The 26,421-nt window shown below is 64.4% G+C and carries 23 protein-coding genes; 11 read left to right on the plus strand and 12 right to left on the minus strand.

From position 1 onward, the window contains the following. Nucleotides 1–145: 145 nt before the first annotated feature. Nucleotides 146–556, plus strand: a complete 411-nt coding sequence (gene gloA / locus AC1DYC_RS15845; protein ID WP_095199052.1) for a lactoylglutathione lyase — start codon at nucleotides 146–148, stop codon at nucleotides 554–556. An 86-nt stretch (nucleotides 557–642) separates the two neighbouring features. Here gloA and AC1DYC_RS15850 read toward each other — a convergent pair whose 3' ends face one another. From AC1DYC_RS15850 to AC1DYC_RS15865, 4 genes are all read right to left on the minus strand, one after another. Further along, entirely contained in the window at nucleotides 643–1,611 is a 969-nt protein-coding gene (locus AC1DYC_RS15850) for an ABC transporter permease (protein WP_477407692.1), read from the minus strand. 4 nt (nucleotides 1,612–1,615) lie between these two features. After that, entirely contained in the window at nucleotides 1,616–3,118 is a 1,503-nt protein-coding gene (locus tag AC1DYC_RS15855; protein ID WP_477408324.1) for a sugar ABC transporter ATP-binding protein, read from the minus strand. Between the two features lie 5 nt (nucleotides 3,119–3,123). Beyond that, nucleotides 3,124–4,107, minus strand: a complete 984-nt coding sequence (locus AC1DYC_RS15860; RefSeq protein WP_477407694.1) for an ABC transporter permease — start codon at nucleotides 4,105–4,107, stop codon at nucleotides 3,124–3,126. A 160-nt stretch (nucleotides 4,108–4,267) separates the two neighbouring features. After that, nucleotides 4,268–5,338: a sugar ABC transporter substrate-binding protein gene (locus AC1DYC_RS15865; RefSeq protein ID WP_477407696.1), complete on the minus strand. Its 1,071-nt coding sequence runs from the start codon at nucleotides 5,336–5,338 to the stop codon at nucleotides 4,268–4,270. A gap of 217 nt (nucleotides 5,339–5,555) precedes the next feature. Between AC1DYC_RS15865 and AC1DYC_RS15870 the strand changes: the two genes are divergently transcribed. After that, nucleotides 5,556–7,151 carry a GMC family oxidoreductase gene (locus AC1DYC_RS15870; RefSeq protein WP_477407698.1) on the plus strand — a complete coding sequence of 532 codons (1,596 nt, stop codon included), beginning with the start codon at nucleotides 5,556–5,558 and terminating at the stop codon, nucleotides 7,149–7,151. 215 nt (nucleotides 7,152–7,366) lie between these two features. On the opposite strand, the gene AC1DYC_RS15875 is transcribed toward AC1DYC_RS15870, so the two are convergent. Continuing rightward, on the minus strand, nucleotides 7,367–8,194 hold the full coding sequence (locus AC1DYC_RS15875) for an NAD-dependent epimerase/dehydratase family protein (protein WP_477407700.1): 828 nt from the start codon (nucleotides 8,192–8,194) through the stop codon (nucleotides 7,367–7,369). 154 nt (nucleotides 8,195–8,348) lie between these two features. On the opposite strand from AC1DYC_RS15875, the gene AC1DYC_RS15880 reads away from it, so the two are divergent. Continuing rightward, nucleotides 8,349–9,068, plus strand: coding sequence for a FadR/GntR family transcriptional regulator (locus AC1DYC_RS15880; protein ID WP_477305372.1), 720 nt, complete (start codon nucleotides 8,349–8,351; stop codon nucleotides 9,066–9,068). 54 nt (nucleotides 9,069–9,122) lie between these two features. Here the strand turns inward: AC1DYC_RS15880 and kdgD are convergent, their stop codons facing one another. From kdgD to AC1DYC_RS15900, 4 genes are all read right to left on the minus strand, one after another. Continuing rightward, nucleotides 9,123–10,055 carry a 5-dehydro-4-deoxyglucarate dehydratase gene (kdgD, locus tag AC1DYC_RS15885; RefSeq protein WP_477407702.1) on the minus strand — a complete coding sequence of 311 codons (933 nt, stop codon included), beginning with the start codon at nucleotides 10,053–10,055 and terminating at the stop codon, nucleotides 9,123–9,125. 73 nt (nucleotides 10,056–10,128) lie between these two features. Further along, complete coding sequence (locus tag AC1DYC_RS15890; RefSeq protein WP_477407704.1) at nucleotides 10,129–10,959, minus strand: ATP-binding cassette domain-containing protein; 831 nt, start codon at nucleotides 10,957–10,959, stop codon at nucleotides 10,129–10,131. Continuing rightward, the gene (locus AC1DYC_RS15895) at nucleotides 10,956–12,029 is read right to left on the minus strand and encodes an ABC transporter permease (protein WP_477407706.1); all 1,074 of its coding nucleotides are present in this window, start codon (nucleotides 12,027–12,029) and stop codon (nucleotides 10,956–10,958) included. Before AC1DYC_RS15895 ends, AC1DYC_RS15890 begins: the two co-directional genes overlap by 4 nt. A 112-nt stretch (nucleotides 12,030–12,141) precedes the next feature. Next, nucleotides 12,142–13,215 carry a substrate-binding domain-containing protein gene (locus tag AC1DYC_RS15900; protein WP_477407708.1) on the minus strand — a complete coding sequence of 358 codons (1,074 nt, stop codon included), beginning with the start codon at nucleotides 13,213–13,215 and terminating at the stop codon, nucleotides 12,142–12,144. A 184-nt stretch (nucleotides 13,216–13,399) separates the two neighbouring features. Between AC1DYC_RS15900 and AC1DYC_RS15905 the strand changes: the two genes are divergently transcribed. Together AC1DYC_RS15905 and rsgA are read left to right on the plus strand one after the other, a co-directional pair. Next, entirely contained in the window at nucleotides 13,400–14,428 is a 1,029-nt protein-coding gene (locus tag AC1DYC_RS15905; protein ID WP_477407710.1) for an aldo/keto reductase, read from the plus strand. 734 nt (nucleotides 14,429–15,162) lie between these two features. After that, complete coding sequence (rsgA, locus tag AC1DYC_RS15910) at nucleotides 15,163–16,179, plus strand: ribosome small subunit-dependent GTPase A (RefSeq protein ID WP_477407712.1); 1,017 nt, start codon at nucleotides 15,163–15,165, stop codon at nucleotides 16,177–16,179. Between the two features lie 50 nt (nucleotides 16,180–16,229). On the opposite strand, the gene AC1DYC_RS15915 is transcribed toward rsgA, so the two are convergent. Continuing rightward, entirely contained in the window at nucleotides 16,230–16,523 is a 294-nt protein-coding gene (locus AC1DYC_RS15915) for a hypothetical protein (RefSeq protein ID WP_477407714.1), read from the minus strand. 305 nt (nucleotides 16,524–16,828) lie between these two features. On the opposite strand from AC1DYC_RS15915, the gene AC1DYC_RS15920 reads away from it, so the two are divergent. Next, a complete protein-coding gene (locus AC1DYC_RS15920) occupies nucleotides 16,829–18,160 on the plus strand; it encodes an APC family permease (protein WP_477407716.1) in 1,332 nt (443 codons plus the stop codon). Between the two features lies 1 nt (nucleotide 18,161). On the opposite strand, the gene AC1DYC_RS15925 is transcribed toward AC1DYC_RS15920, so the two are convergent. Continuing rightward, the gene (locus AC1DYC_RS15925) at nucleotides 18,162–18,938 is read right to left on the minus strand and encodes a helix-turn-helix transcriptional regulator (protein ID WP_477407718.1); all 777 of its coding nucleotides are present in this window, start codon (nucleotides 18,936–18,938) and stop codon (nucleotides 18,162–18,164) included. 77 nt (nucleotides 18,939–19,015) lie between these two features. On the opposite strand from AC1DYC_RS15925, the gene AC1DYC_RS15930 reads away from it, so the two are divergent. Beyond that, nucleotides 19,016–20,449: an amidase gene (locus AC1DYC_RS15930; RefSeq protein ID WP_477407720.1), complete on the plus strand. Its 1,434-nt coding sequence runs from the start codon at nucleotides 19,016–19,018 to the stop codon at nucleotides 20,447–20,449. Between the two features lie 257 nt (nucleotides 20,450–20,706). On the opposite strand, the gene AC1DYC_RS15935 is transcribed toward AC1DYC_RS15930, so the two are convergent. Continuing rightward, a complete protein-coding gene (locus tag AC1DYC_RS15935) occupies nucleotides 20,707–21,891 on the minus strand; it encodes a Gfo/Idh/MocA family protein (RefSeq protein ID WP_477407722.1) in 1,185 nt (394 codons plus the stop codon). Between the two features lie 262 nt (nucleotides 21,892–22,153). Between AC1DYC_RS15935 and AC1DYC_RS15940 the strand changes: the two genes are divergently transcribed. From AC1DYC_RS15940 to AC1DYC_RS15955, 4 genes are all read left to right on the plus strand, one after another. Continuing rightward, nucleotides 22,154–23,041 carry a MurR/RpiR family transcriptional regulator gene (locus AC1DYC_RS15940; protein WP_477407724.1) on the plus strand — a complete coding sequence of 296 codons (888 nt, stop codon included), beginning with the start codon at nucleotides 22,154–22,156 and terminating at the stop codon, nucleotides 23,039–23,041. A gap of 79 nt (nucleotides 23,042–23,120) precedes the next feature. Beyond that, nucleotides 23,121–23,903 carry an SDR family oxidoreductase gene (locus tag AC1DYC_RS15945; protein ID WP_477407726.1) on the plus strand — a complete coding sequence of 261 codons (783 nt, stop codon included), beginning with the start codon at nucleotides 23,121–23,123 and terminating at the stop codon, nucleotides 23,901–23,903. After that, complete coding sequence (locus tag AC1DYC_RS15950) at nucleotides 23,900–25,435, plus strand: mannitol dehydrogenase family protein (protein ID WP_477407728.1); 1,536 nt, start codon at nucleotides 23,900–23,902, stop codon at nucleotides 25,433–25,435. Before AC1DYC_RS15945 ends, AC1DYC_RS15950 begins: the two co-directional genes overlap by 4 nt. A gap of 15 nt (nucleotides 25,436–25,450) precedes the next feature. Further along, on the plus strand, nucleotides 25,451–26,365 hold the full coding sequence (locus AC1DYC_RS15955; RefSeq protein WP_477407730.1) for a sugar phosphate isomerase/epimerase family protein: 915 nt from the start codon (nucleotides 25,451–25,453) through the stop codon (nucleotides 26,363–26,365). Nucleotides 26,366–26,421 lie beyond the last annotated feature (56 nt).

A 26,421-nucleotide genomic window follows, 5' to 3' on the forward strand; every position in this document is an offset into this window, starting at 1 on the left:
CCAGGGGAAAACGACTGGACAAACACAGCTGTTGTCGTGTTATCATACAACCCTGATTGAGAACATCAAGCGAGGCGAACTTGCCGCCAAGCGTTCGATGTGGATGATCAGACTCGCAAATCACAGAATTCGGAGGACTTCCCCAATGAGCGACGCCCCGGGCTTTCGCTATATGCACACCATGATCAGGGTGCTCGACCTCGACAAGTCGATCGCCTTCTACACCGAAGTGCTCGGCATGACCTTGCTGCGCCGCGACGACTATCCCGGCGGCAAGTTCACCAATGCCTTTGTCGGCTACGGCCCCGAGGACAAGGAAGCCGTCGTCGAGCTGACGCTGAACTGGGGCCGCGAGGAACCGTATGAGGTCGGCACCGGCTTCGGCCATCTGGCGCTCGGCGTCAACGACATTTACGCCGTCTGCGCGGAACTCGAAAAGCGCGGCGCCAAGATCCCGCGCAAGCCCGGCCCGATGCAGCACGGCACCACCCACATCGCCTTCGTCGAAGACCCCGACGGCTACAAGATCGAGCTGATCGGCCTCGACACGATGTAGTCCTCTGGGCAGTAATTTCCGACCGGACCGCACCGGCCTCGCGCCGATGCGGTCCGGTCCTGTCCGCGCTTGCTTGGGAGGCGGGATCACTTGATGACCGCGATCTTGCTGCGGTCGATGGTGATGGCGACGGCGGCGATCAGCACCGCGCCGAACACCATATTTTCCAGGAAAATGTTGACGCCGACAAAGGTCATGCCGATGCGCACGATCGAGATGATCAGCGCGCCGACCGCCGTGCGGGCAACGCCGCCCAGCCCGCCGGTGATCGCCGTGCCGCCGACGATGACGGCGGCGATAGCCGGCAAAAGCAGCTGGTTGGCCAGCACCGGCGAACCGCTCGACAGCCGTGCCGCCAGCACGACGCCGGCGATGGCCGCCAGCATGCCCGACGCCGCAAAGGCGATGATCTTGGTGCGGTCGACATTGATGCCCGCTGCCCAGGCCGCCGGCTCACCGGCGCCGACAGCGATCGCCTGACGGCCAAAGCGCGTGTAGCGCAGCGCGAGAAAGGCGGCGATGCCGATCACCGCCGAAATCAGCACCACCACCGGAATGCCGACGACGGTGGCATTGATCCACGCGGTGTTTTCGCGGCCACCTTCCTCGATGGTGATGGCGCGGCCGTTGGAGACCCAGAGCGCCAGGCCGGTGACCACGCCACCGGTGGCGAGCGTCGCGACGAAGGATGGCACCCGCAGCTTGACGTGGACGACGCCGCTCAAGATTCCGAAGGCAAGACCCGACAGGATCGCGACTGGAAAGGCGGCGAGGCCGAGCGAGGGCAGCAATTGCGCCAGGATGACGCTGGCCAGCGAAGCCACCGCCTGGATCGACAGGTCGATGCCGCCGAGCAGGATGGCGAAGGTAACGCCGGTCGCCAGGATGAACAGCACGGCGGTGTTGGCAAACAGCAGCGCCACGGTCTCGCCGGTGAGGAAGCCGGGCGCGGCGATCTCGATGACCAGCAGCAGCCCGACAAGAAGGATCAGCGGAATAGCGCCTTGCGTCCACTTGCCTTCGAAAACCCGCCTGATGGAGAACGGTTCATTCATCGGCTCACACCATCGCTCTTAACAAATCAACCTGGTTCGGCTTGTTGCCGGGGCTGGCGTCGAAGCGCGCGGTGATCTCACCGTCGCGCATCACCAGCACCTGGTGCGACAGGCCGATCGTTTCCTCCAGCGTGTCGGAAATCAAAAGGATCGCCACGCCTTGCGCGGAGAGATCGCGGACCAGCTCGTAGACCTCTTCCTTGGCGCCGACATCGAGGCCCCGCGTTGGATGGTCGAGCACCAGGATACGCGAGCCCGCCGTCATCCAGCGCGCCAGCACCACCTTCTGCTGGTTGCCGCCGCTGAGCTTGCGGCAGGCGGCGTCGGGACCGGGCGCCTTGATGCTGAGCCGCTTGATCCAGTCGGCGGCGAGCCGGCGCTCCTTGCCATAGTCGATGGCGCCATGGCGCATGACGCTGGAGAGATCGGCCAGCGAAATGTTTTCCGCGATCGACAGGAACATCACCAGCCCTTCGAGCCGGCGCTCGCGCGGCACATAACCGATGCCCTTGCGCACCGCCGGCTCAGGCGAGCCGAAGCGCACGGCGTCACCGGCAATTTTCATCTCGCCGGCATCATGCTGCACGAAGCCGCCGATGGTGCGCGTCACCTCTTCGCGGCCGGAGCCGACGACGCCGGCAATGCCGACGATCTCACCGGCGCGGATCGAGAGATCGACGCCGTGATAGAAGCCGCTGGCGCCAAGGCCCCTGGCCTCGACCATGACCGTGTCGCGCGGCGCCAACTGGCGGGCCTCGCGGTAATACTCAGCCTGCAGGCCGCGGCCGACCATGATCTCGTGCAGCTCCGGCGCGGTGACCTCGGCGGCACGATGTTCGGCGACGACGGCGCCATCCTTCATCGTGTAGACGCGATCGGAGATGTTGAGCACCTCGTCGAGACGGTGCGAGACGAACACAAAACTGGCGCGGGATTTGAGCGAGCGCACGCGCGCGAACAGCACCGCGATGTCGGCGGCGTTGAGCACCGAGGTCGGCTCGTCCAACAGGATGAGCAACTGCCGCTCGACCACTTCCTCCAGCGTCAGCGCCTTGGCGAGCTCGACCATCTGGCGCGCGGCGAAGGTGAGTTCGGAGGTGCGCGCGGTGACGTCGATGTCGATGCCGATCTTGGCCAGTTGCCGCCGGGCCGCCGCATTCATGGCGCGCCAGTTGACGAGGCCGAAACGGGTGAAGCGATCTTCCTCGCCGAGATAGATGTTTTCGGCGACCGTCAGGTTGAGCACCAGCGACTGTTCCTGGAACACCATGCCGATGCCGTGCTTCGCCGCGTCACGAGCATTGCGCATGCGAAGCTGCTCACCGTCCAAAGTGAGGCTGCCGCCATCGGGCCGATAGCCACCGGCCAGCACCCGCATCAGTGTTGATTTGCCGGCGCCGTTCTCGCCGATCAGCCCGACCACTTCGTTGGGCCGCACCTCGATGGAGACGTCACGCAAGGCATGGACGCCGGGAAAATTCTTGATGAGGTTGGACGCCTGCAGCATGGCGCTCACTTCACGATCTTGAGGCGGACGCGGTCGAGCGAGAGCGCCACGGCGGCGATGATCATCAGGCCCTGCACCGTCTGCTGGATGTAGGGCGAAATGCCGAGCAGGATCATGCCATTGGCAAGCACGGTGACGATCAAGACGCCGATCAGCGTGTTGACGACGCCGCCCTCACCGCCGGTCAAAGCTGTCCCGCCGACAACAACGGCGGTGACCGCGGCAAACAGCCTGCCGTCGCCGATGACGGCATGCGACTGGCCGAGCTGCGCTGCCGCCAGCACACCGGCGATGCCGAAGAAGAAACCGGCCAGCGCAAAGGCGGTGACGCGCACGCGCACCACATTGACGCCGGAGAGCTTGGCGACATCCTCGTCGCCGCCGATCGCCAATATGTGGCGCCCGAGCTTGGTGTGGTACTGGATGACGGCCGCAAGCAAAAAGGCGCCGAACGCGACCCAGACAGCCACCGGCAGGCCGAGAAAGCGGTGCAGGGCCAGGTCGCGGATCGAGGCATCGTTCAGCTTGATGGCCGAGCCACCGAGCATATAGACCGACAGGCCGAGGCCGATGAACCACATGCCGAGCGTCGCCATGAAGGAGGGGATGCGCAGCATGGTCTGGACGAGACCGCTGACCAATCCCATCGCGGTGCCGGCGACGATGGCCGCGAGCACCGCCCACCAGCCATAGTCGTTGCCATTGCCGTCATTGGCGGCGAGCAGCACCACCACCATGGCCGATACCGACAGCGTGCCTTCGACCGACAGGTCGATGCTGCCCATCAGGATGATGAAGGTCAGCCCCATGGCCAGCGTCAGCGGCACGGCGGCGGAGTTGGCGAGGCGCACCAGATTGCGGACCTCTATGAAATTGGGATTGGCAATCGCGATCAGGATGCAGAGCACAATCAGCACCGCCAGTGGCGCCACGCTGCGCCAGCGCCTGCCGCCAAACAGTGTGGCGATGCGACCGGGGATCAAACTCATGGAAGTCGTCCGCTCGATGTCCGAAACGGACTTCAGGGGTTCCGTATGGATTGTCAAGAAACCGCTTCCCGTCTGCTGGTGACAGCCGTCGCGACAAGGGGAATCGCGACGGCTGCGGGAGGAAGCGGGCCGCCAGGGAGCAGCAGCCCGCTCCGATGGATCAGGTGCGGATCGCTCCGGTCACCCGGCCCCACAGATCGTTCCAGTCGATCTCGGGCTTCGCGTCGACATTGGTCTTGTAATATTCCTCGACATTGTCGTGTGAGATCAGCACCGCCTTGCCGTAGAATTCGCGGTGTTCCGGCGGCTCCCTGGTCGGGTCGAACTTGCCGATCTTGGCGTTGTAGCCGATGGCCAGACCCATGCCGCCCTGCCAGAACGGATCCGAGGTGACCGTGCAGGCGAACTCGCCGGTGCGCACCGCATCGACCGCCGTCTTGATGCCGTCGACGCCGACGATCGGCACCTTGCCGGCGAGGTTTTCGGCGCGCAGCGCTTCGAGCGCGCCGGAGCCCATGTCGTCATTGGCGGCCCAGATGCCCTTGATGTCGTCGCCGAAGCGGGTGAGCAGATTGCCCATCAGGTCGAAGGCTTCCGTCGATTTCCAGTTGGCGACCTGGAAGTCGAGCAGCTTGATGTCGGGGTTGGCGGCAAGGGCCGCGTCGAGGCCCTTCTTGCGTTCGATCGCCGCCGTGGTCGAGATCAGGCCGCCGAGTGCGACGATGCCGCCCTTGCCGCCGATGGTCTTGAACAGGATTTCGGCAATGGTCTTGCCGCTGTCGATGCCGTCGAACTCGATATGCGAGACATAGTTCGGGTTGAAGTCTTTCGGATGCAGGTCCGCCGGCTTGTTCCACTGCGTCACCACATAGGCGCCGGCCTTGGCGCACGCCTCGACGATCGGCCGCGCATCCGGCGTATCGTTCGGATCGGAATTCAGCACCATGTTGCCGCCGGTCTTGGCCAGCATTGCCTTGATGTCGGCAATGCCCTTCTCGGAATTGCCTTCCGACACCAGTGTGACGTGTTCGAGCCCCGCCCATTTGGCGTAGGCCTCGGCGCCCGTCTTCCACACCGCATGATAGGGGTTGGACAAAGAGCGGATCGACGTCACCAGTGTCGGCTTGTCCTGGGCGCGCAGCACGCTCGGCATGGCGAGCGCCGCCACGCCGGCGGTGGCGCCCAACATCAGCGTGCGCCGGTTGACGGTAAAATTCTTCGTGTCCTTCATGTCGCGAAATCCTCCCGATTGAATTCTGTTCCGCCCGGCGTCTTGCGCGGAGCGCGCGGCCGGGACTTCCACGTGACGGATTATCAAGCTCCTCTACTTGTACGACAACCCTTCAACACGATAACCATACCCTTTCTCTTGACGCGGCACAAGCGACTTGAGATCGTCGCGCGCAAGAGAAGGGGGCACTGATTTTGCCCCGGCAAAGGGAGTGATAATGCCGGATTACATCATCGTCGGCGGCGGCTCAGCCGGCTGCATTCTGGCCGCCAGGCTGAGCGAGGATCGCGATGTGTCGGTGGTCCTGCTCGAGGCCGGCCCGCCCGACACCGATCGCTACATCCATATGCCCGTCGGCTTCTTCAAGATGACGGCAGGGCCGCTGATCTGGGGCTATGACACCGCGCCCGGCAAGGCGATCGACGGCCGCACCATGGTCTATCCGCAGGCGCGGGTGCTCGGCGGCGGCTCCTCGATCAACGCGCAGGTTTTCACCCGCGGCTGCCCGCAGGATTATGATGGCTGGGCGGCGGACGACGGCTGCGCCGGATGGCGCTATGCCGATGTGCTGCCCTACTTCGTCCGCTCCGAGGGCAACGACACATTCGCCGATGCGCAGCATGGCATCGATGGCCCGCTCGGCGTCTCCAGCGGCGCACCGCATCCGCTGACCCGCATCTTCGTCAAGGCGGCGCAGCAGGCCGGGCTTCCCTTCCGCGCCGACTTCAATGCCGGCGAACAGGCAGGCGCCGGCTTCTACCAGACGACGACGCGCCGGGGGAAACGCTCAAGCACGGCGGTTGCCTATCTGAAACCAGCGCTCGGCCGCAAGAATCTGACGCTGCGCACCGATGCCACGGTCAGCCGCATCGTGGTCGAAAACGGTCGCGCCATCGGCGTCGAAATCATCGTCAATGGCCGCATGGAACTCATGCGCGCCGAGCGCGAGGTGATCGTCACCGCGGGCGCCATCGGCTCGCCGAAAGTTCTGATGCTGTCCGGCATCGGCCCCGCCGCGCATCTGGGTCAGCACGGCATCAAGGTGGTCCACGATGCGAAAGATGTCGGCCAGAATTTGCATGATCACATGGATGTCGATGTCGTCGCCGAGCTCAACGGACCGCATGGCATCGACCGTTATAAGAAAAAGCGTTGGCAGGCGGTTGCCGGCCTCGAATACGCGCTGTTCGGCAAGGGGCCGGTGGCTTCCAACATCGTCGAGGCCGGCGGCTTCTGGTGGGGCGATCGCGCAGAGACGACGCCTGACATCCAGTTCCATTTCCTGCCCGGCGCCGGCGTCGAGGAAGGCATCGGCTCGGTTCCCGGCGGCAATGGCTGCACGCTGAATTCCTACCATGTGCGGCCGCGCTCACGCGGCAGCGTCACGCTCCGATCGGCGGATCTGCGCGATGCCCCTGTTATCGACCCCAACCCGTTCGCCGAACGCTACGACCTCGAACGCGCCATCGACGGCATCGAGATCAGCCGCGAGATCCTGTCGCAGCCGGCTTTTTCGAAATACATCAGCCGCGAGCATCTGCCGGGCGCGGCGATGCAGGGGCGCAAGGCGCTCGAAGCCTTCGCCCGCGAGCACGGCCGCAGCGCCTATCATCCGGTCGGCACCTGCCGCATGGGCGGCGACGCCGACAGCGTCGTCGATCCCGAGCTTCGCGTGCGCGGGCTGCAGGGTCTGCGTGTGTGCGACAGCTCGGTGATGCCGAGCATCGTGTCGTCGAACACCAACGCGGCGGTGGTCATGATTGCCGAGAAAGCGGCGGATCTGATTGCGGGGCGGAAGGCGCCGGCGGCGTAGGCAGGATAATCGCATACGGCAGCGCCGGCCCCCTCTCCGTCCGCTGGGCGGCCACCTCTCCCCCACTCCGTGGGGGCGAGGAAACGCTAATTTCCAAGGCCGCGGCCTTCGTAAGCTTAGGTTCCTCGCCCCCATGAAATGGGGGAGAGGTGGCTCGGCGAAGCCGAGACGGAGAGGGGGAGCGCCATAGGCGATAATCTGCCGGCGCAACAAGCTCACTCCTCCGGAAACATCTCACGCGGCGGAAAATCTTCGCGGCTATAGTCCACCACGATGAACTTGCCGCCCTGATAGCGCTCGACCACCGGATTGTAGGTCACCTTGCCGCGCACGCGTTCGGCCTGGCTGTCGGAACTGTCGAGCGGCGTCCAGCCGAGCGTCTTGCGCGCATCGTTTCGCCAGAAGCCGCGGCTGTTGTTGGACTGACCCCAGATGACGGAGCAATCGACTCTTTCGGCCGCAGCGCAACACTCGATCAGCCGCACGAAATCGTCATGCGATATCCAGGTCGACAGGATGCGTTCGTCGGGCACTTCGGGCAGGACCGAGCCGATGCGGATCAGCACACTCTCGACCGCATGCTTATCGAAGTAGAGCCGCGCCAGCATCTCGCCATAGGCCTTCGACAGACCGTAATAGCCGTCCGGCCTGAGCAGGCAGTCCTGGTCGAGAATTTCTGTCCGCTCATAGAGGCCGACCGCATGCACCGAAGACGGAAACACCACCCGCGCCTTCTCCCGCCGCGCCGCCTCGTAAATGTGGAAAGCGCCGCGGAAATTCGGGCCGAGCACGGTCTCGAACGGCTGCTCAGTGGAGATGCCGCCGAAATGCAGGATCAGGCCGCAGCCTTGCACCAGATCGTCCACCGCCTGCTGGTCCTCGATATCGGCAATCGTGAAGCTGGCATTCTGCGGCAGCGGGATCGGCAACGGCACGAGATCGGTGAGCCGCAAGGTCCAGCCCAGGGCTGCCAACCGCGCCGACAGCAGGCGTCCGATCGTGCCGGAGGCCCCGGTCAACAGCACCGGTTTTTCGGGGATCATCACGCCTTGCCCTTCCGCAGAGACCGCAGACATGTTCGCATTGACGCCGCAAGGCGAATGAAGATTGCACACGGCGGGCACGTCGAAAATCTTATCATATCACCAGATAAATAATGGTTGCCACGAACGGCGGTTCGTTTATTGCTTGGGGACGATGAAACGTTCCTTTGGCCTTCCCCCGCAGATCAGCCGCACGGCGCAGGTTGCCGACTGGTTTGCGCGCGAAATACGGGCGGGACATTTGACCAGCGGCGAGAAATTGCCGACCGAGCAGGAACTGATCGCGCAATTCGGCGTCAGCCGCACGGTGATCCGCGAGGCCATGGCGTCGCTGCGCTCCGAAGGGCTGGTGACAAGCCGCCAGGGATCCGGCGTGTTCGTCGCCGACCATGCGGCCAACACCACATTCCGCATCATTTCCGACGAGCTGCATTCGCTGACCGAAGTGCAGAACGTGCTGCAGCTGCGGCTCGCCGTGGAACAGGAAGCCGCCGGCCTTGCCGCCGAAAAGCGCAGCGACGACGACCTTGCCCGCATGCGCGACTGCCTCGACGCCATCGACGCCTCGATCGCCGCAGGTGACAGCGCCATCGAACCCGACTTCGCCTTTCATCGGGCGATCGCGTCTGCCACCGGCAATCCCTATTTCGAACGTTTCATGCATTTTCTTGGACCCGTCCTCATTCCGCGCCAGCTGATGCGCCCGCGGGACGAGACGCCCGAGCAGCGGCGGCATTATCTGGAGCAGGTCCAGATGGAGCACCGCCGCATCTACCAGGCGATCGAGCGGCAGAATGTCGAAGCCGCCCGCTTCACCTTGCGCGAGCATCTGGAAGCCGGGCGCGAGCGCTATCGCCGCATGGTCGACGGCTAGGCCTAGCCTGCCGCCAACACCTATCTTCGATCCGCCCGCGCAGCCCATTCCGATTTACGCCAGCTCCGCGACCGGCATCTTGCAGGACTGCATCAGCGTGGTGAGCTGACGCTCTTCATCGGCGGTCAGATCGAGAAGCGGCGACCGCACCGGACCGCAATCGATGCCGGCAATGCGCGCACCCGCCTTGACGATCGACACGGCATAGCCGGCGCGCCGGTTGCGGATGGCGAGATAGGGCAGGAAGAAGGAGCGGATGAGATCGCCGACTTCCGTCGTGCGTCCGGCGCGCAGGGCGTTGAAGAAACGCAGCGCAATCTCCGGCGCGAAATTGTAGATCGCCGAGGAATAGGTCGTCATGCCTATTGCCGCGGCCGCGCTGGCATGGACTTCGGCCGTCGGCATGCCGCCGATGAAAACCAGCCGGTCGCCCATGCGGTAGCGCGTTGCGGTGAGGAGTTCGATGTCGCCGACGCCATCCTTGAAGCCGATGAGGTTCGGGCAATCCTGCGCCACGCGCTCGAGCGTCTCGGGTGTCAGAATGGCATTGTCCCTGTTATAGGCAATCACGCCAATGCCGACCGAGCGGCAGATGGCCGTCAGGTGCCGGCGCAGGCCCTCCTGCTCCGACTTGACGAGATAGGGCGGCAGCACCAGCAGACCATCGGCGCCATTGGCTTCGGCAGCCTTGGCGAATTCCACCGCCATATGCGTGCCATACCCGACACCGGCGAGCAGCGGCATGGTATCGGGAACCTCTTGCGACGCCGCCCGCACCACGCGCTTGTATTCTTCCAGCGTCAGCGAGAAGAACTCGCCGGTGCCGCCGGCGGCAAAGAGTCCGCTCGCGCCGGCCGTGCCTTGGGCAGCGACATGGGCGCGGTAGCCGTCTTCGTTGAAGGCGCCCTCACCGTCGAAGAAGGTCAGCGGAAAGGACAAGAGGCCGCGGCCAAGGGATCTGGTGAGTTCGGTGGGTGAGAACGTCAAGACGAATACTCCATGCAAGACGCCGGCAAGTGGGAGCTCTTGTCGGCAGGGATTTTGGCAGCCGGCGGCTGGTTCATACGAGGCCGGGCCGTACCTGGGCCGCGGCGGCTTCGATCGCCCTGGTGCCGAGGCCCGACTTGACGATGCGGATCAGCTCTTCCTCGCTGGTGTCCGCCGTGGAGGCGTCGAGCGCGACCTCGCCCGCATGCAGGAAGTTGATGCGGTCGCAGACCTCAAAAATCTGGTTGTAATTGTGGACGATCAGGATCACCGAAACCTGGCGCTGCTGGCGCAAATTCTGGATGAGACCCAGCACATGCGCGCTCTCGCGCACGCCAAGCGCCGCCAGCGGCTCGTCCAGCACCAGGATCTTTGGCGACGAATAGATCGAGCGGGCAACCGCGATGCACTGGCGCTGTCCGCCAGAGAGAAGATCGACGGTGCTGTTGACGCTGGGGATCGTGATGCCCAGCGTATCGAGATAGAGCTGCGCCTGTTCGCGCATCGTCCTGTTGTCGAGCAGGTTCAGGCCGAGGAAGCGCTTGTGATACTCGCGGCCGAGAAACATGTTGTGGAAGACGCTGAGGTCACCGACCAGCGCCAGATCCTGATAGACGGTTTCGATGCCCTGGGCGCGCGCATCGCGCGGCGAGGCGAAACGCACTTCCTTGCCTTGCGAGACGATGGTGCCGGTGTCGGGCTGGTGGAAGCCGGACAGGATCTTGATCAGCGTCGACTTGCCCGCGCCATTGTCGCCGACCAGCGCCAGCACTTCGCCCTGACGTAGCTTGATCGAGACATCCACGAGGGCCGTGACGGCGCCGAAACTCTTGGAGATGTTGGTCATCTCCAAGACGACCGGCGCATCCTTGCTGAGCGGAGGAATTGTGGTCTGATTGTTCATACGCGCCTCCGTGTGCGCAGGCGGTCGACCTGGATTGAGAGGATCATGGCGGCGATGATGGCTGCACCCAGATAGATGTCCGAGACCGTCGCCTGGACGCCGATCATCACCAGGCCGTTGTTGAGCGAAGCGACGACGAAGGCGCCGATCAGCGCGCCGATGACGGTGCCTGAGCCGCCCAGCAGCGAGGTGCCGCCGATGACCGCGGCGGCGATCGCCTGCAAGGTGAGGAACGGGCTGCCTGCCTGCGGATCGGCCGAGGTGAACTGCGCCGTGTTGATGATGCCGGCAAAGGCGGCGAAGCCGCCGGCGATCATGAAATTGTAGATTTTCATGCGATCGGTGCGCACACCGATTTCGCGCGCGCCGATGATGTTGGAGCCGGTGGCGATCGTGTGCAGGCCGAATGTGGTGCGCGAAAGCACCAGCGCCAGCACCAGCACCAGCACCACCGCCCACAGGAAGGGCGTGAAGGCGGTGATGCCGTGCAACGAGAACAGGCCATCCGAGGGCTGGTAGAGGCTCTGGCCGAAGATGGCGTTGAAGGGCTGTTCGACCGGCGCCACGATCGGCTGGCTGTTGTAGATCGAGACGACGATGCCTTGCAGGAAGAACAGCATGCCCACCGTGGTGATCAGCGACGGCACCTTGAAGCGAACCGTGATGATGCCGTTGATGGCGCCGACGAGGATGCCGATGAGCACGCCGATCAGCGCGCCGACGGCCAGCGGCACGCCATAGGTAACCGACAGCAGCGCCATGACATAGGGCGCGATCGAGAAGATGGCGCTAAGCGACAGATCGATCTCGCCGGTGATCATCAGCATCACCTCCGCGGCGGCGATCAGCCCGAGCCGGCCGGTGTCACGCAGCACCACGCTCATGAATTGCGGCGACAGGAAACCGCCATCGCTGCCGACCTGGAAATAGATCACCAGCACGATGGCGACGACGGCGATGCTCGCCTCGCGATAGCGCGACAAGAGGATGAGCAGCCTTTCCGTCGTAGTCTGCGGGGCCTTGACGCCGACGGCGCCTTTCCCGGCTGTTATGGCCTTGCTTGGCGGCACTTATTCACTTCCTGATTTCTGGGCGGATGGCTGCCTGAACGGCAGCAACTGGCGCCCTCGCCGCGCCATCTTAGGATGACGCGGCGAAGGCTGGAGTTGGAGGCAGAAAGCGTCAGGTCGGCTCGACGTCCGAGCGGCCCTCGAAACGGGACTTGCCGACATAGGCGTCGACATTGTCCTTGGTCACATAGGCCTGGCTGGTGTCGCTGTTGGCCGGGCCGACGAGACCGCCCGACAGCTTGTAGAGATACATTTGCTGCACCGGCAGGAAGCCTTGCAGATAGGCCTGCTGGTCGGTGGTGAAGTTGACGTCGCCGCCCTTGATGAAGTCCAACGTCTGCGGGAACAGGTCGAAGCCGGCAACCGCACCGCCTCCCTTCACCAGCCCGTATTTGTTCGACACGAAGCCGCAGGCATAGGTGTCGGAACCGCCGGTGCCGAACAGGCCGTTGACGGTCTTGTGGCTGAGATAATAGCTCTCGACGCGCGAGATTTCGGTTGCCGGATCCGGACCGGTGTTGACGACGTCGTAGGTGACGCCGCTGCCGCTGTCCTTGATCGCCTGGATGTAGCCGTCGAGACGCGGCTGCGTGTTGAGCGAACCGGGTACGCCGATCGACAGCATGACATGGCCACCCTTGGGGATCAGCTTCAGCCACTTGAGCGCCGAATTGTAGCCTGACTGGTAGAGCGGCTGGCCGACATAGGACAGCCGCTTGTTGGGGCTGCCGACCGGCACGTCGGCGTTGAAGGCGACGACCGGAATGCCGGCCTGCGCCGCCATGTCGGTGGCGGCGTCGAACGCCGTCGGATCGACCAGGCAGACCGCGATGCCGTCCGACTTCTGCGCGATCGCCGTCTGCATGGCGCTGACCATTTCGGAAACGACGTTCTTCTGCGAACCCGTCCACTGGTAGGAACAGCCGAAAGCGGCGCAAGCGTCCTGGATGCCATAGACCGTCGGCGTGAAGAACTGGTCCAGTGTCACATGGCAGACGAAGTGGAACTTGTAAGGCTTCTTCGGCAGGCCGGGCGATGAATCCGCTGCCCTCGCGGCGCTGATACCGCCGGCAAGACCGCCCAGACCACTGGCGAGGCCAGCGGCACCGAGGCCGAGTTTTCCCGCCAGCGCGAAAGCGCTGCGCCGGCTGATGCCGGCCATCTGATTTTTCGTTTCGTCGTCCATGCGTTCCTCCCTTGTCGTTTTGTAGGCGTCGCTACATTTGTCGTCTGGTTACATTGTTATATGATAACTTTTGTGTCAATGGTCTTTCACCGTCGAAATCGGGACGACGCTCTCGATCTGAACGGCGCGGGAAGGCGGCCGCAGGGTCGCCGCGAAGGACGATCAGGAATCACAGGAAGAGAACATGGCTGAAATCGAATTCAGGGCTGTCGCGAAGAACGGCCTGAAGGTGACGACGATCGGGCTCGGCGGCACGGGGCTCGGCAACATGTATCGCGCCGTGGATACGGATGCCGCGGTCAACACCGTGCAGGCGGCCTATGACAATGGCATCCGCTATTTCGATACAGCACCGGTCTATGGTTTTGGTGTCAGCGAAACCCGACTTGGGCTGGCGATCAAATCGCTGCCGCGTGCGGACATCGTCATCTCATCCAAGATCGGCTACGACCTCGTGCCGATCCCGCCTGAAGAATTGAAGCCGGCGCTGTGGGACCAGCCCGGCGCCTTCCACGCCGAGTTCGACTATTCGCGCGATGCCGTGATGCGCTCGCTCGAAGGCACGCTGAAGCGCCTCGACACCGACTATGTCGACATGGTCTCGATCCACGATCCTGACGAGGCCATCCATTTCGGCCCCGGCGAAGATCCCTATGCCAGGAGCCGTTTCAAGGAAGCCATGGACGGCGCCTATCCGGCGCTCGACGAATTGCGTTCGCAAGGCGTCATCAAGGCGGTCGGCGTCGGCATCAACCAGTGGCAGATGCTGTCCGATTTTGTCGTCGCCGGCGCCTTCGATTATTTCCTGCTCGCCGGCCGCTACACGCTGCTGGAACAGGAGCCGCTGGCCACCTTGCTGCCGCTCTGCCAACAGCGCGGCACCAGGATCATCATCGGTGGCCCCTACAATTCCGGCATTCTGGCAACGGGCGCAGTGAAAGGCGCGACCTTCAACACGCGGGAGGCGCCCGAGCCAGTGCTGGAGCGAGTGCGCCGCATCGAGGCGATTTGCGCCAGCCACAAAGTCTCGCTGCCGGCGGCAGCGCTGCAATTCCCGCTCGGCCATCCCCTGGTGTCGAGCGTCATTCCAGGCGCACGCTCGGCCGACGAGTTGAAGCAGAATCTGGGTTATCTCCGAGAGACCATTCCGCCGGCACTATGGGTCGATCTCAAGCAGGCCGGGTTGATCGAGGCGGGCGCGCCGACTCCCTAGTGGCAGGATAATCGCATAGGTTGGCGCCGCCCCCTCTCCGTCCGCTTCGCGGCCACCTCTCCCCCACTTTGTGGGGGCGAGGAACCCAAGCTTTTCAAGGCCGCGACGTCTGCGATTAGCGTTTCCTCGCCCCCATGAAATGGGGGAGAGGTGGCTCGGCGAAGCCGAGACGGAGAGGGGGCTGGCGCTGCCATAGGCAATTGCTCGAACCAACACTCAAAACGACAGCTATGCGCAACCCTTTCAACCGCCACTTGCGCAACCTGCGCAACCCACCGGAAACCCCCGGTTGCGCGGCCTTCGGCGGCAGCGAAGCGGCGATGCGAAAGCGCTTTTGCGCCAGTTCCGCGATCACACCATATGAACCGATCCAACCTCTGATACCTTGTTGAGCGCGGGACTTGTCCCGCTTTGGCCGGTGCTTCAGGCAACCCCATCCCAACCCCCCSCCCCCTGTGGCGCCGGCCATCCCCTCCCCCTCGGACCATTCCTCTCCCGCTGAAAGACAGCTTGCCCAAGGCACCGCCAGAGGCTTCACACCTCAGCTGGCGAATGCCATCGATCGCTTTTGATCGCCTGACGTCGTCCGGTTGAACCCGTTGGCGGGAGCGGACTCGGCCGTGCTGCTGCCCTTGCCAAATCCCGACATGCCGCTCATAGAACGGCTTGGATCATCGTCTGATCCGAAAGGCTGTTGCCCATTTGCCAAGGATCCTTCCGATGTCTGTGACGCCTTGGTCAAAACCGTGACGGCTACCCTCGGCAGCCTGGGCTGGACGGAGTTCTTCGGCGATCAGCTTGAGCCTGATGAGGCAGACCTCGTCCCGATGCGTATCGCCTCGGTGCACCGCGACCGTCTCGCCGGCCTGTCCCAGTCAGGGCCAACGGATCTGACGCTGCCGGCCAATGCCAACACCGGCGACTACGCCGTCGGCGATTGGGTGCTTGTCGATCCCCATACGCATCTGCTGCGCCGCCGCCTGACCCGCAAGACGGTGCTGGAGCGCCGCACCCAGGGCGGCAGGGTGCCGCAGCTGGCCGCGGCCAATGTCGACACGCTGTTCATCGTCACCTCCTGCAATGCCGATTTCAACATCGCCCGGCTCGAGCGCTATCTGGCGCTGGCCAACGAGGCCGGAACGACGCCGGTGATCCTGCTGACCAAGGCCGATACGGCTGACGATGCCGAGGCGTATCGAACGCAGGCCGCAGCCCTTCAGCGCGGACTGGCCGTGGTGATGCTGAACCCGCGCGTCGCCGATGCCGCAACCGCGCTCGCCGCCTGGTGCGGTGCGGGCCAGACGGTGGCGCTGGTCGGCTCGTCCGGCGTCGGCAAATCGACGCTGGTCAACACGCTGGCCGGATCAGGGCGGCAACTGACCGCGGGCATCCGGGAGCACGATGCGAAGGGCCGCCACACCACGACGGCGCGTTCGCTGCATGCCATTGCCGGTGGCGGCTGGGTGATCGATACGCCGGGCATGCGCACGCTGCATGTCAGCGACGTCGCCTCCGGCATCGACACGCTGTTTGCCGAAATCACCGAGCTTGCCCCGCTGTGCAAGTTCCGCGACTGCACCCATGTCCACGAACCGGGCTGCGCGGTGCAGGCTGCCTTGAAGGCCGGTACGCTCGATCCCGAGCGCCTGGCCCGCTGGCGCAAACTGTCCGAGGAAAACCAGGGCAACACGCCGGTCCAGAGCGGCCCGCGCGGCAACAAATCGCCGGGCGGTCGCCCAAAGCGGCGCTGAGCTGCCAAGGCATTCCAGAAAGAGAATTCAGGAAGCCCGGCGATGTGCCTTCAAACCGCCGGTCTGGTTCCGCCGCAAATCAGATAATAGCACTCGCCGTAGCTTATGTAGTCAGCCGAGCCTCTGTCCGGCCATTTGCCGGTTTCGTCGTGGGTCTTGAGAAGGCGTCTGCACTGCATCACCTTCGCTGCATTGCTGTTCGGAAACAGGGCGTTCAATACAGCATCCGGCGCGTCGAACATAATCGCCGCGAGAATGAGGCAGCCCAGGCTGGCGGCGAGGAACAGTTGGACGTTTCGCATTGCTACCGAATACGGCCGGGCCGATGTCCTGACAATGAACAACCCATATCATGATTAACACATGCGTAGCAGCTTTTTTGCTTAATCCAGTATAGGTACGGAAGAGTACTTGGCACCCAGATGCAGCCAGGTCTGCTGAACGGCTGTAGCGCCTTCGGCAGGACAATCGCATAGGGCACCCGCTAGTCCATCCCGCACGAGCACCCCGCATAATCCCTTGGGGTTATGGCCGCGCTGCGCCGGCTAAGTCATGCTCCGCCTCAACTTCGAGAAATGCGACCGGACCGCCTGCTCTTGAGGCAGCTTCCGGAAAAAGCATCGGACACAAGCTTCCCGGAGGCGGAACAATGCAAGACACTGTCAAACTCGACCGCGCGCTCGGCCTCTGGTCCGTCGTGCTTTTCGGCCTGGCCTACATGACGCCGATGATCGTCTTCGGCACCTTCGGCGCGCTGGCAACGGCGAGCCAGGGCACCACCGCCATGGCATATCTCATCGCGGCCGCGGCCATCCTGCTCACTGCCATCAGCTACGGCGTTATGGCGCGCGTCTATCCCGTCGCCGGCTCGGCCTACACCTATGCCCGCCGCTCGATCAGCCCCAGCATCGGCTTCCTCGTTGGCTGGGCTGTGCTGCTCGATTATTTCTTCCTGCCGATGGTGATCTGGCTGATCGGCGCTGCCTATCTTACGTCCGCCTTCCCCGCGGTTCCGACCTGGGTGTGGATCGTCGGCTTCATCGCGGTGACGACGATCGTCAACGTCGTCGGCATCGCCTTCGCCAACCGCATCAACTTCATCTTGATGCTGGTGCAGCTCGGCGTGCTCGTCGCCTTCCTGGTGCTGGCCGCCCGCTATGTCGTGGCGCTGAACGGCCCCGGTGGCCTCGTCTCGGTAACGCCCTTCTTCAAGGAAGGCGTGCCGTTCTCGGCTTCGGTCGCGGGTGCGGCGATTGCCGCCTACTCTTTCCTTGGCTTCGACGCCGTATCGACGCTGACCGAGGAGACCAGGGACGCCAGGAGCACCATGCCGAAGGCGATCCTGATCATTGCGCTCGCCGGCGGCCTGATCTTCATCGCCTCGGCCTATATCACCCAGCTTGCCCATCCCGGCGCCGAATTCGCATCGGTCGATGCCGCCGCCACCGAAATCGCCAAGGCGATCGGCGGCGACCTGTTCGTCACCATCTTCCTGGCGACGCTGGTGGTGGCGCAGTTCACCTCCGGCCTTGCAGCACAAGCCAGCGTCGGCCGGCTGCTCTATGCCATGGGCCGCGACACGGTGCTGCCGGCCTCGTTCTTCGGTAATCTGCATCCGAAGTGGCACACGCCGATCCTCAATCTGATCCTGGTCGGTGTGGTCGGACTGGCCGCGCTGACGATGGATGTCACAACCTCGACCTCCTTTATCAATTTCGGCGCCTTCCTCGCCTTCACCGCCGTCAACGTCTCGGTGATCGCGCTCTACCTCAAGCGCGACCAGCAGGTGCGCCCGCTCGGCATGCTGATAGGCCTGATCGTCCCGGCGCTGGCAGCGGTCTGCGACCTCTTCCTGCTGTGGAACCTCGATGAGCATGCCAAGGTGCTCGGCCTCGTCTGGCTGGCCGTCGGCGTCGCCTACCTCGCCTACCTCACCAGCTTCTTCAAAATCGCGCCGCCAGAGATGGATTTCGCGGAGTAGGCTAGGTGAGAAACAGCCGGAACAGTTCCGCCTGACTTGAGATGGCGAGTTTGGCATAGATCTGCCGGCGATGGACCTTCACCGTGTTGGGTGACAGCGACAGGACCGCGGCAAGCGAGAGATTGGAATGCCCCTTGAGGATCAGCGTGACGATTTCGGGTTCGCGCCGGGTCAGCAACGGATGCTCGATCCGCGTCGCGGGCGCTGCGTTCTTGATGTCGAGCGAGAGGCCCGGCACATGAAACCAGTGCCGCGCCGCGAGCGCGCAGACAATGGGTGCGGCGGATCTCAGCCGCTCCAGCTCCTCCTCGGCAAACACAGGCGCCGCACCGGTTCGCGACAAAGACAGTACGCCGGCAAAACCGTTCTCCAGTTTCAAGACGAAGCCGATCTCGTCGCCGATCTCGGTCGTCGCGTAGTGCCGCCGATAATATTCGGTGTGCAGGAAATCGTCGGGCGCCAGTTCCCGCATGACGATCATGCGCTCTGTGCCATCGCTGCGCACCGCGTCGTAGAACGGGTCCAGCACGTAGGCGCCGGCGAGGTAGCGGTCGACGATGATCGACCGCTCGGCGACGATCTTATCGTTGTAGAGGTCGAAGGCGCGACCTGCCGGCGAATAGAGAAAACCGTTCATCATCTGGAAGGGCGCGAGCAGCCGCAACGCCGCAGCCAGGGCATCGGGAAATCCGCGCGCGCCGATGGCGGCTGCAGCGGCACCGAGGCCGGCATTCCAGGCATCGAAGGACGGAGGCGAGCCTCTGGCGGCGGGTTTCATCGGAACGATAGGTCTCGTAGTGGCGGCGTCCGCAAGATTGCACAGGTCCGCCCGCGCAGCACAAGGAGAACCTCGCCATGAGCCATCCGCTGGACCTCAACGCCAACGCCATCGCCGACGGCATCCGCTCAGGGGCCTTCAGCGCCGAAACGGTGGTGGGCGAGTCCATCCGCCGCGCCAAGGCAGTCAACCGGATGCTCAATGCCTTTGCCGTCATCCGCGAGGAGCAGGCGCTGGAAGCGGCCCGCCTGGCCGACCGCACAGTGGCGCGCCGCGAGGCGACCGGGCCGCTGCACGGCGTGCCGTTCGCGGCCAAGGACCTGACGCCGACCGCCGGCGACCTGACGACGCTGGGCTCTTGGACCAAAGGCGATTGGGTGCCGACCGAGACGGCGCTCTGCATCCGCCGCCTGCAAGCGGCCGGCGCGATCCTGATCGGCAAGACGACGACGCCGGAATTCGCCTTCTCCTCCTTCACCAACAGCCCGCGCTGGGGCTCAACCCGCAACCCATGGAACCCGGAGCGCACCAGCGGCGGCTCCTCCGGTGGATCCGCCGTGGCGGTGGCGACAGGCGTGGTGCCGTTGGCCGAAGGCACAGACATGGGCGGCTCGGTGCGCATCCCGGCCGCCTTCTGCGACGTCGTGGGCTTAAAACCGAGCCTCGGCCGCATCCCGATGACCATCCTGCCCAGCGTGTTCGACAACATCTCGCATTTCGGCCCGCTGGCGCGCAGCGTTGGCGATGCCGTCGCCTTCATGGAAGCCACGGCAGGCGGCAGCGACGAGGACATCACCTCGCTGCCGATCGGCTTTGACGGGGCAGCCGCGCGGATGGGTGGGCTCGAAGGCAAGCGCTTCGCGCTGTCGTTCGACCTCGGTTACTACCAGATCCAGCCGCAGGTCGAAGCCGTGATCCGGCAGGCGGTCGCCGAGATGCGCAAGGCGGGCGCCATCGTTGACGAGGTGCCGATGGCCTGGACACGCGCCGTCAACGACGAATGGTTCGATCTCTGGTGCGTCTTCATGTCGGCCTTCTTCGGCGGCGAGCTTGCCGGCCATCGCCATCACATGGACCCGTCGGTGGTCGCGATGATCGAGCGCGGACTGGCGATGAACGCCACCGCCTACAAGCGCGTCGAGCTGCTGCGCACCGCAATGTGGCGCGACATGGCAAAACTCTTCGAACGCTATGATGCGCTGCTGTGCCCGACCTGCGCCATCACGGCTCCGCCGGTTGGCGAAACCGACGACGACTATGTCGCGACACTGCCCGACGGCCGCTTCAAGGGCCTGGACCTGACCTGCCCCTTCAATATGCTGCCGCAACTGCCGGCGCTGTCGCTGCCCGCCGGATTGGCGGCGGACGGGCTGCCGGTCGGCCTGCAGATCGTCGGGCGGCGCTTTGCGGACGAGGAGGTGCTGGCGATGGGGGCGGCGGTGGAGGCGCGACTCGAAGTTGCCGGCTTCAGTGCGGATCGGTTCAACGCTGCACTAAGGACGTTCGCATAGGGCAGCCGCCAGACCCCCACTCCGTCTCGGCTTCGCCGAGCCACCTCTACCCCCATGTTCATGGGGGAGAGGAAACGCTAACCGCCTGGGTCACGGCATCGAAAGACTTGGGTTTTCGTCTCTCGTCAAAAAGCTTGGGATTTCCTCATCCCCCACGAATGTGGGGGAGAGGTGGCTCGGCGAAGCCGAGACGGAGTGGGGGAACGCCGTAGGCGATTGCCATTGCCGCTAAACGACAGCAGCCCATCATCCCCGCTTCACCCAAACCGTGCCGCCGTCCACGCCCCACCAGCCGCATTCGACTCCACCGCCGCCGCAACAAACTTCACCCCACGCGCACCATCCACAACATCCGGCACCTGCGCCGCCCGCGCCGCATCGACCACCCCACCTGACCTATGCGCGCGAATGATATCCGCGGCGTCGCGGTAGAAATTGGCGAAGGCCTCGATATAGCCCTCCGGATGCGCCGCCGGCATGCGCGACACGCGCTGGGCTTCCGCCGTCGAGCCATGGCCGCCGCGCACCAGCGTGCGGGTTTCTTCGCCATAGGATGAGAAGCGCAACTCCTCCGGCCGGCAGCCCGACCATTCGAGCCCGGCTTTGTCGCCATAAATGCGCACGGACAGATCGTTGTAGTGGCCGGGCGAGGTCTGGCTGGCCAGGATTGTGCCGCGCGCCCCGCCCGTCCAGCGCACCAGCACATGCGCGTTGTCGTCGAGCCGGCGCCCGGGCACGGCGGTGAACAGATCCGCCGACACGGCTTCAGCCTCGCAGCCGGAGATATAGCTCGCCAGGTTGAAGGCGTGCACGCCGATATCGGCCAGCACCGCCGACTGCCCGGCGCGCGCCGGATCGGTGCGCCACTCCGCCTGCTTCTGGCCTTCGGCGTCGATCGGCTTCGTCAGCCAGTCCTGGATGTAGGCGCCGTGCACCGACACGATACGCCCGAGCTCACCAGCGGCCACCATCTCGCGCGCCTGGCGCACCATGGCGTAGCCGGTGTTGTTGAGCGTGACGACGAAGCGGCGCTTTTTCGCCTTCGCCAACGCCACCAGCGCCTGCGCCTCATCCAGCGTCGTCGACAGAGGCTTGTCGCAGATCACATCTATGCCGGCTTCAAGGAAGGCCGTAGCGATCGGCGCATGCAGATGGTTGGGCGTGACGATGACGACCGCCTCGATACCGTCCGGCAGCATTGCTTCCGCCTTGGCCATGGCGCGATAATCCGCATAGCTGCGCTCCGGCGCGATGCCGATCTCGGCGGCCGAGGCGGCAGCATTTTCCGGGTCCGACGACAGCGCGCCGGCAACCAGCACGATCTGGTCGTCCAGCCGCATGGCGAGCCGATGCACGGCGCCGATGAAGGCATTGCGCCCGCCGCCGACCATGCCGACCCTGAGCCGCTTGCCCGCCGATCCATCCGATGTTGCGTAGACCATTTCAAGCTCCTCCACCTGTGGCTTCGATCCATGCCGTGACTTCAAGGCGTTGCGACGGTTCAGAATCTTCTCTTCCGTCGCATTCCTCGACAACTGTCGCCGCATGGATCCCAGGGTCTCCGCGACGGAGCTTCGCCCCTGCTTCGCCCTAGGATGACGACGTTGTAAAGGCTTCCGCCCAACCACGCCGAACCCAACCGCTTTCGAACACGATTTCCAATTTTCATATTGTAAAACGATCGTATCGCGCTAGCCTGAAATCATGAGTGGGGCAAGCAAGGCATCGGGACGATCGATCGCCGACGAGGCGGCGACGCGCAAGCGCGGGCGCTCGCTGGCCGCACTCGGCTACATCCAGCCGCAGACCTATGAGGAGCTGCGTGCGGTGCTGTCGTCGGGCACGGTGCATTTCCCCAAGCGGCTGCGCCAGGTGGCGATCTTCCTGTGGCAGCATCCGAGCGACGTCGCGCTCGGCACCATCGCACAGGTGGCGGCACAGGCCGGTGTGCAGCCTTCGACCCTGGTGCGCTTTGCCCAGATTTTCGGCTATTCCGGCTTTTCGGATTTCCAGGGCCTGTTCAAGGAGCACGTCAAGGGATCGTGGCCGGAAGGGCGCGGCGAGCCGCGCACCGAGACCGAGCCCAACCTGCATTTCCTGCACGGCATGGTCGGGGCATCGCAGGCCTCGCTCGGCCGCATCGAGGCCGGCTTCGACGTCAAGAGTTTCGACAAGATGGTGGCGCTGCTGGCGGACGCCGAGTTGATCTATGTCATCGGCTCCAAGCGCGCCTTTCCGGTCACCGCCTATCTGTCGCTGACCCTGTCGCAGCAGGGCGTGCGCAACGTGCTGGTCGACAATGTCGGCTCCTCGGCACTTGACCAGATCGGCTGCATCGGCGGCCGGGATGCCGTGCTGGCGGTTTCCTTCAGTCCCTACAATTCGATCACACCTGATCTCGTGGCGGTCGCGCATGAACGCAAGGCCCGCATCGTCACCGTCACCGACAGCACCTTCAGCCCACTGATCCGCCTGTCGGACGCCTGGCTGGAAGTGGTGGAATCCGACTTCGCCGGCTTCCGCTCGCTGGCGGCGTCGCTCGCGGTGGGGATGGCGCTGGTCCATGGGGTGGCGGCGCGGCGCGGCGAATGAGCTGCCGCTGGCACAATTGACTATCCAGAATTAGCGTTCCATATTTCTAAAAATAGAAACTTTGTTCCCGGGAGGAGGAATGGAGATCCGGCTGGACGGCAAGGTGGCCTTGGTCACCGGGTCGACGCAAGGCATTGGCCGTGCGATCGCCGAGACCTTGGCGCGCTCCGGTGCGGCCGGCCTTCTCGTCACTGGGCGCGAGATAACACGTGGCAAGGCCGTGGCGACCGAGCTCTCGCAATTGGGCACGCCGACCATCTTCGTTGCCGCCGACCTCGCTGATCCGGAAGCCCCTGCCCTTCTGGCGCAGGCCTGCATCGAGCGCTTCGGCCGCATCGATGCGCTGGTCAACGCCGCCGGCCTGACCGACCGCGCCTCCTTCCTCGACGCCAGCCTCGACGACTGGGCGGCGCTGTTCGCTGTCAACGCACGCGCGCCGTTCTTCCTGATGCAGGCGGCGATTGCCGACATGAAGAGGCGCGGGGAGCCCGGCGCCATCGTCAACATCCTGTCGATCAACGCCCATTGCGGCTCACCGGAACTCGCCGTCTATTCCGCCACCAAGGGCGCGCTGGCGACGCTGACCAAGAACGCCGCCAACGCCCACCGCTTCGACCGCATCCGCGTCAACGGCATCAATGTCGGCTGGACCGATACGCCAGCCGAACGCGTGATGCAGGCCGAGACTTTGGGCAATGGCCCAGGCTGGCTCGACAAGGCCAATGCCGCGCAGCCTTTCGGACGGCTGCTGACGCCGACCGACATCGCCAGCCTCGCCGTCTTCCTGCTCTCCGACGCTGCCGGCCCGATGACCGGCGCGGTGATCGACCAGGAGCAGGCGGTAATCGGGGCGAACCGGTGAGCGCCTCCGCTGAGACACTCGGGCCGGAGTTGCTCGATCGTTTGCCGGCGTCGGTGCAGACACCGTCCTACGACCGCACGCTCCTCTCGCCCGGCATGGCGCATCTCGGCGTCGGCGCCTTCCATCGCTGCCATCAGGCCGAGTACACCGACGACCTCATCTCGCTGCGCTTCGACCGCTGGGGCATCGTCGGCATCAACATCCGCCCGCCCAGCCTCACCGACACGCTGGGACGGCAGAGCGGCCTCTACACGCGGCTGATCCGCGAAAACAGCCATATTGAGGCGCGCGTCATCGGCAGCATCGTCAGGGTGGTCGACAGCCAGGAGAGTGCCGCGCCGGCGCTCGGCGTGCTGGTCTCACCCGACATCGAACTGGTGACGATGACGGTTACGGAAAAAGGCTATTGCCATATCCCGTCGAGCGGCGAACTCGATCTCGCCCATCCCGATATCGTCCACGACCTCGCCAACCCCGAGACGCCGCGCAGCCTGCCCGGCCTGTTGGTGCGGGCGCTGGAGCTGCGCATGGCCACGCATGGAAGACCGCTGACGCTGCTGTCCTGCGACAACATTCCAGCCAACGGCATCATCCTCGGCAATGTCGTGCGCAGTTTTGCCGGAAGGCGCGGCAATGGGCTGGCGGATTGGATCGCGGCCAATGTCGCCTTCCCGTCTTCCATGGTCGACCGCATCGCGCCGGCGGTAACGCAGGCTGACCTCGACAGCGTCGAACAATGGTTCGGCTACCGCGATGCCGCCGTCGCCGTCGGCGAGCCGTTCCGGCAGTGGGTGATCGAGGAAAAATTCGCCGGCCGCATGCCGCGCTGGGATTTGGTCGGCGCCACCTTCGTCGACGACGTCACGCCGTTCGAGCATCTCAAGATGCGGGTGCTGAACGGCGCCCAGACGACGCTTGCCACGCTTGGCGAGCTGGCCGGGCTCGAGCACACATCGGATGCCATGGCCGACCCGCTGCTGTCGGACTTCATCAGGCGCATGCTGGTCGAAGAAACTGTGCCGACGCTGATGCCGGTATCCGGCATCCTGCCCCTCGCCTATGTCGAGCAAAGCCTCGGCCGGCTGAAGAACACGGCGATCCGCCACCGCAACCACCAGGTCGCCACCGACGGTTCGCAGAAGATCGTCCAGCGCCTGCTCAACCCGATCCGTGACCGTCTGAGCCAGGGTGAGAGCATCGGCCTTTTGTCGGTGCCGGTCGCCGGCTGGATGGCCTATCTCATCCAGGCCTCTGACCGCTTCGGTAAACGCTGGCCGGTCTCCGATCCCTATGCGGACAAAGTCGCCGCAATCGCCGATGCGACCGGCCATGATGCGCGAGCGCTGGCTTCGGCGATCCTGGCCATCGACACGATTTTCGACCCCGCCCTCGCGGCTGACGGGACGTTCCGTGCGGCCGTCACCTCGGCACTGGGCGACCTGCTTTCGGACGATCCGATGGCGGCCGTCCGGCACAGTCTGGAACAAGATGAGGCCGCACGGTTGAAGCGATCCAAACAATCGGCATTATAGGGGTTGGGAGGCACTATGAAACTTGGACTGCTCACCGCGCCATTTGCGGAGACGCCGCTTGCCGAGGTCGCCGATTGGGCAAGCTCGGCTGGCTTCGAGGCGCTGGAAATCGCCTGCTGGCCGAAAACATCCGGCGCGACGCGACGCTATGCCGGCACCAGCCATATCGATACCGCTTCCACCTCACCCGCGCAGGCGAAAGAGATCGTCGCGGAGTTGACGCAGAAGAAGCTGACGGTCTCTGGCCTCGGCTATTATCCCAACCCGCTGCACCCAGACCCTGCGCATCGCGAGGCCGTCATCGGCCATCTGAAGAAGGTGATCGTGCTGGCCGCCAACATGGGCGTATCCGTCGTCAACACCTTCTGCGGCGGCGATGCCTCGAAGACAGTGGACGTCAACTGGCAGGACGCGCTGAAAGTCTGGCCTGAGATCGTCGCTTATGCGCGCGACCACGGTATAAAACTTGCCTTCGAGAACTGCCCGATGATCTTCAGCTATGACGAATGGCCGGGCGGGCACAACATCGCCTATTCGCCGCAGATCTGGCGCCGCATCCTGGAGGCATGGGGCGGAGAAGTCGGCATGAATTTCGACCCTTCGCACCTGGTCTGGCAGATGATCGACCAGGGCCGCTTCATCAGGGAATTCGGCCCCTACATGCTGCATGTGCACGCCAAGGACCTGATGATTGATCATGATGGACTTTACGAGCGCGGAATCCTCTCGGCCGGGATAGGCTGGCAGGTGCCGCGCATGCCCGGGTTGGGCGATGTCGACTGGAGCGGCTTCTTCTCCGGCCTTTACCGCGCCGGCTACGACGGCTCGGTCATCATCGAACACGAAGACAGGCGCTTTGAAGGCAGCGACGATCAGGTGAAGCGCGGTTTCCTGCTTGCCCGCGACGTGCTGCGCCCCTTCGTCAAATGACGAGGCAATGGCTTGGTCTGATCCTGCCAAAGGGTCAGGCCCTGAAACTGAAAACA

The organism is Mesorhizobium sp. P2_E7 (assembly GCF_056403855.1).

Bases quoted from the DNA above. Each gene is read 5' to 3' on its own strand.
- gloA (WP_095199052.1), top strand. From the start codon at position 146: ATGAGCGACGCCCCGGGCTTTCGCTATATGCACACCATGATCAGGGTG.
- AC1DYC_RS15875 (WP_477407700.1), bottom strand. From the start codon at position 8,194: ATGATCCCCGAAAAACCGGTGCTGTTGACCGGGGCCTCCGGCACGATC.
- AC1DYC_RS15890 (WP_477407704.1), bottom strand. From the start codon at position 10,959: ATGAACAATCAGACCACAATTCCTCCGCTCAGCAAGGATGCGCCGGTC.
- AC1DYC_RS15935 (WP_477407722.1), bottom strand. From the start codon at position 21,891: ATGGTCTACGCAACATCGGATGGATCGGCGGGCAAGCGGCTCAGGGTC.
- AC1DYC_RS15880 (WP_477305372.1), top strand. From the start codon at position 8,349: ATGAAACGTTCCTTTGGCCTTCCCCCGCAGATCAGCCGCACGGCGCAG.
- AC1DYC_RS15925 (WP_477407718.1), bottom strand. From the start codon at position 18,938: ATGAAACCCGCCGCCAGAGGCTCGCCTCCGTCCTTCGATGCCTGGAAT.
- AC1DYC_RS15870 (WP_477407698.1), top strand. From the start codon at position 5,556: ATGCCGGATTACATCATCGTCGGCGGCGGCTCAGCCGGCTGCATTCTG.
- AC1DYC_RS15945 (WP_477407726.1), top strand. From the start codon at position 23,121: ATGGAGATCCGGCTGGACGGCAAGGTGGCCTTGGTCACCGGGTCGACG.
- AC1DYC_RS15855 (WP_477408324.1), bottom strand. From the start codon at position 3,118: ATGCTGCAGGCGTCCAACCTCATCAAGAATTTTCCCGGCGTCCATGCC.
- AC1DYC_RS15900 (WP_477407708.1), bottom strand. From the start codon at position 13,215: ATGGACGACGAAACGAAAAATCAGATGGCCGGCATCAGCCGGCGCAGC.
- AC1DYC_RS15850 (WP_477407692.1), bottom strand. From the start codon at position 1,611: ATGAATGAACCGTTCTCCATCAGGCGGGTTTTCGAAGGCAAGTGGACG.
- AC1DYC_RS15940 (WP_477407724.1), top strand. From the start codon at position 22,154: ATGAGTGGGGCAAGCAAGGCATCGGGACGATCGATCGCCGACGAGGCG.
- AC1DYC_RS15860 (WP_477407694.1), bottom strand. From the start codon at position 4,107: ATGAGTTTGATCCCCGGTCGCATCGCCACACTGTTTGGCGGCAGGCGC.
- AC1DYC_RS15920 (WP_477407716.1), top strand. From the start codon at position 16,829: ATGCAAGACACTGTCAAACTCGACCGCGCGCTCGGCCTCTGGTCCGTC.
- AC1DYC_RS15865 (WP_477407696.1), bottom strand. From the start codon at position 5,338: ATGAAGGACACGAAGAATTTTACCGTCAACCGGCGCACGCTGATGTTG.
- AC1DYC_RS15930 (WP_477407720.1), top strand. From the start codon at position 19,016: ATGAGCCATCCGCTGGACCTCAACGCCAACGCCATCGCCGACGGCATC.
- AC1DYC_RS15955 (WP_477407730.1), top strand. From the start codon at position 25,451: ATGAAACTTGGACTGCTCACCGCGCCATTTGCGGAGACGCCGCTTGCC.
- AC1DYC_RS15905 (WP_477407710.1), top strand. From the start codon at position 13,400: ATGGCTGAAATCGAATTCAGGGCTGTCGCGAAGAACGGCCTGAAGGTG.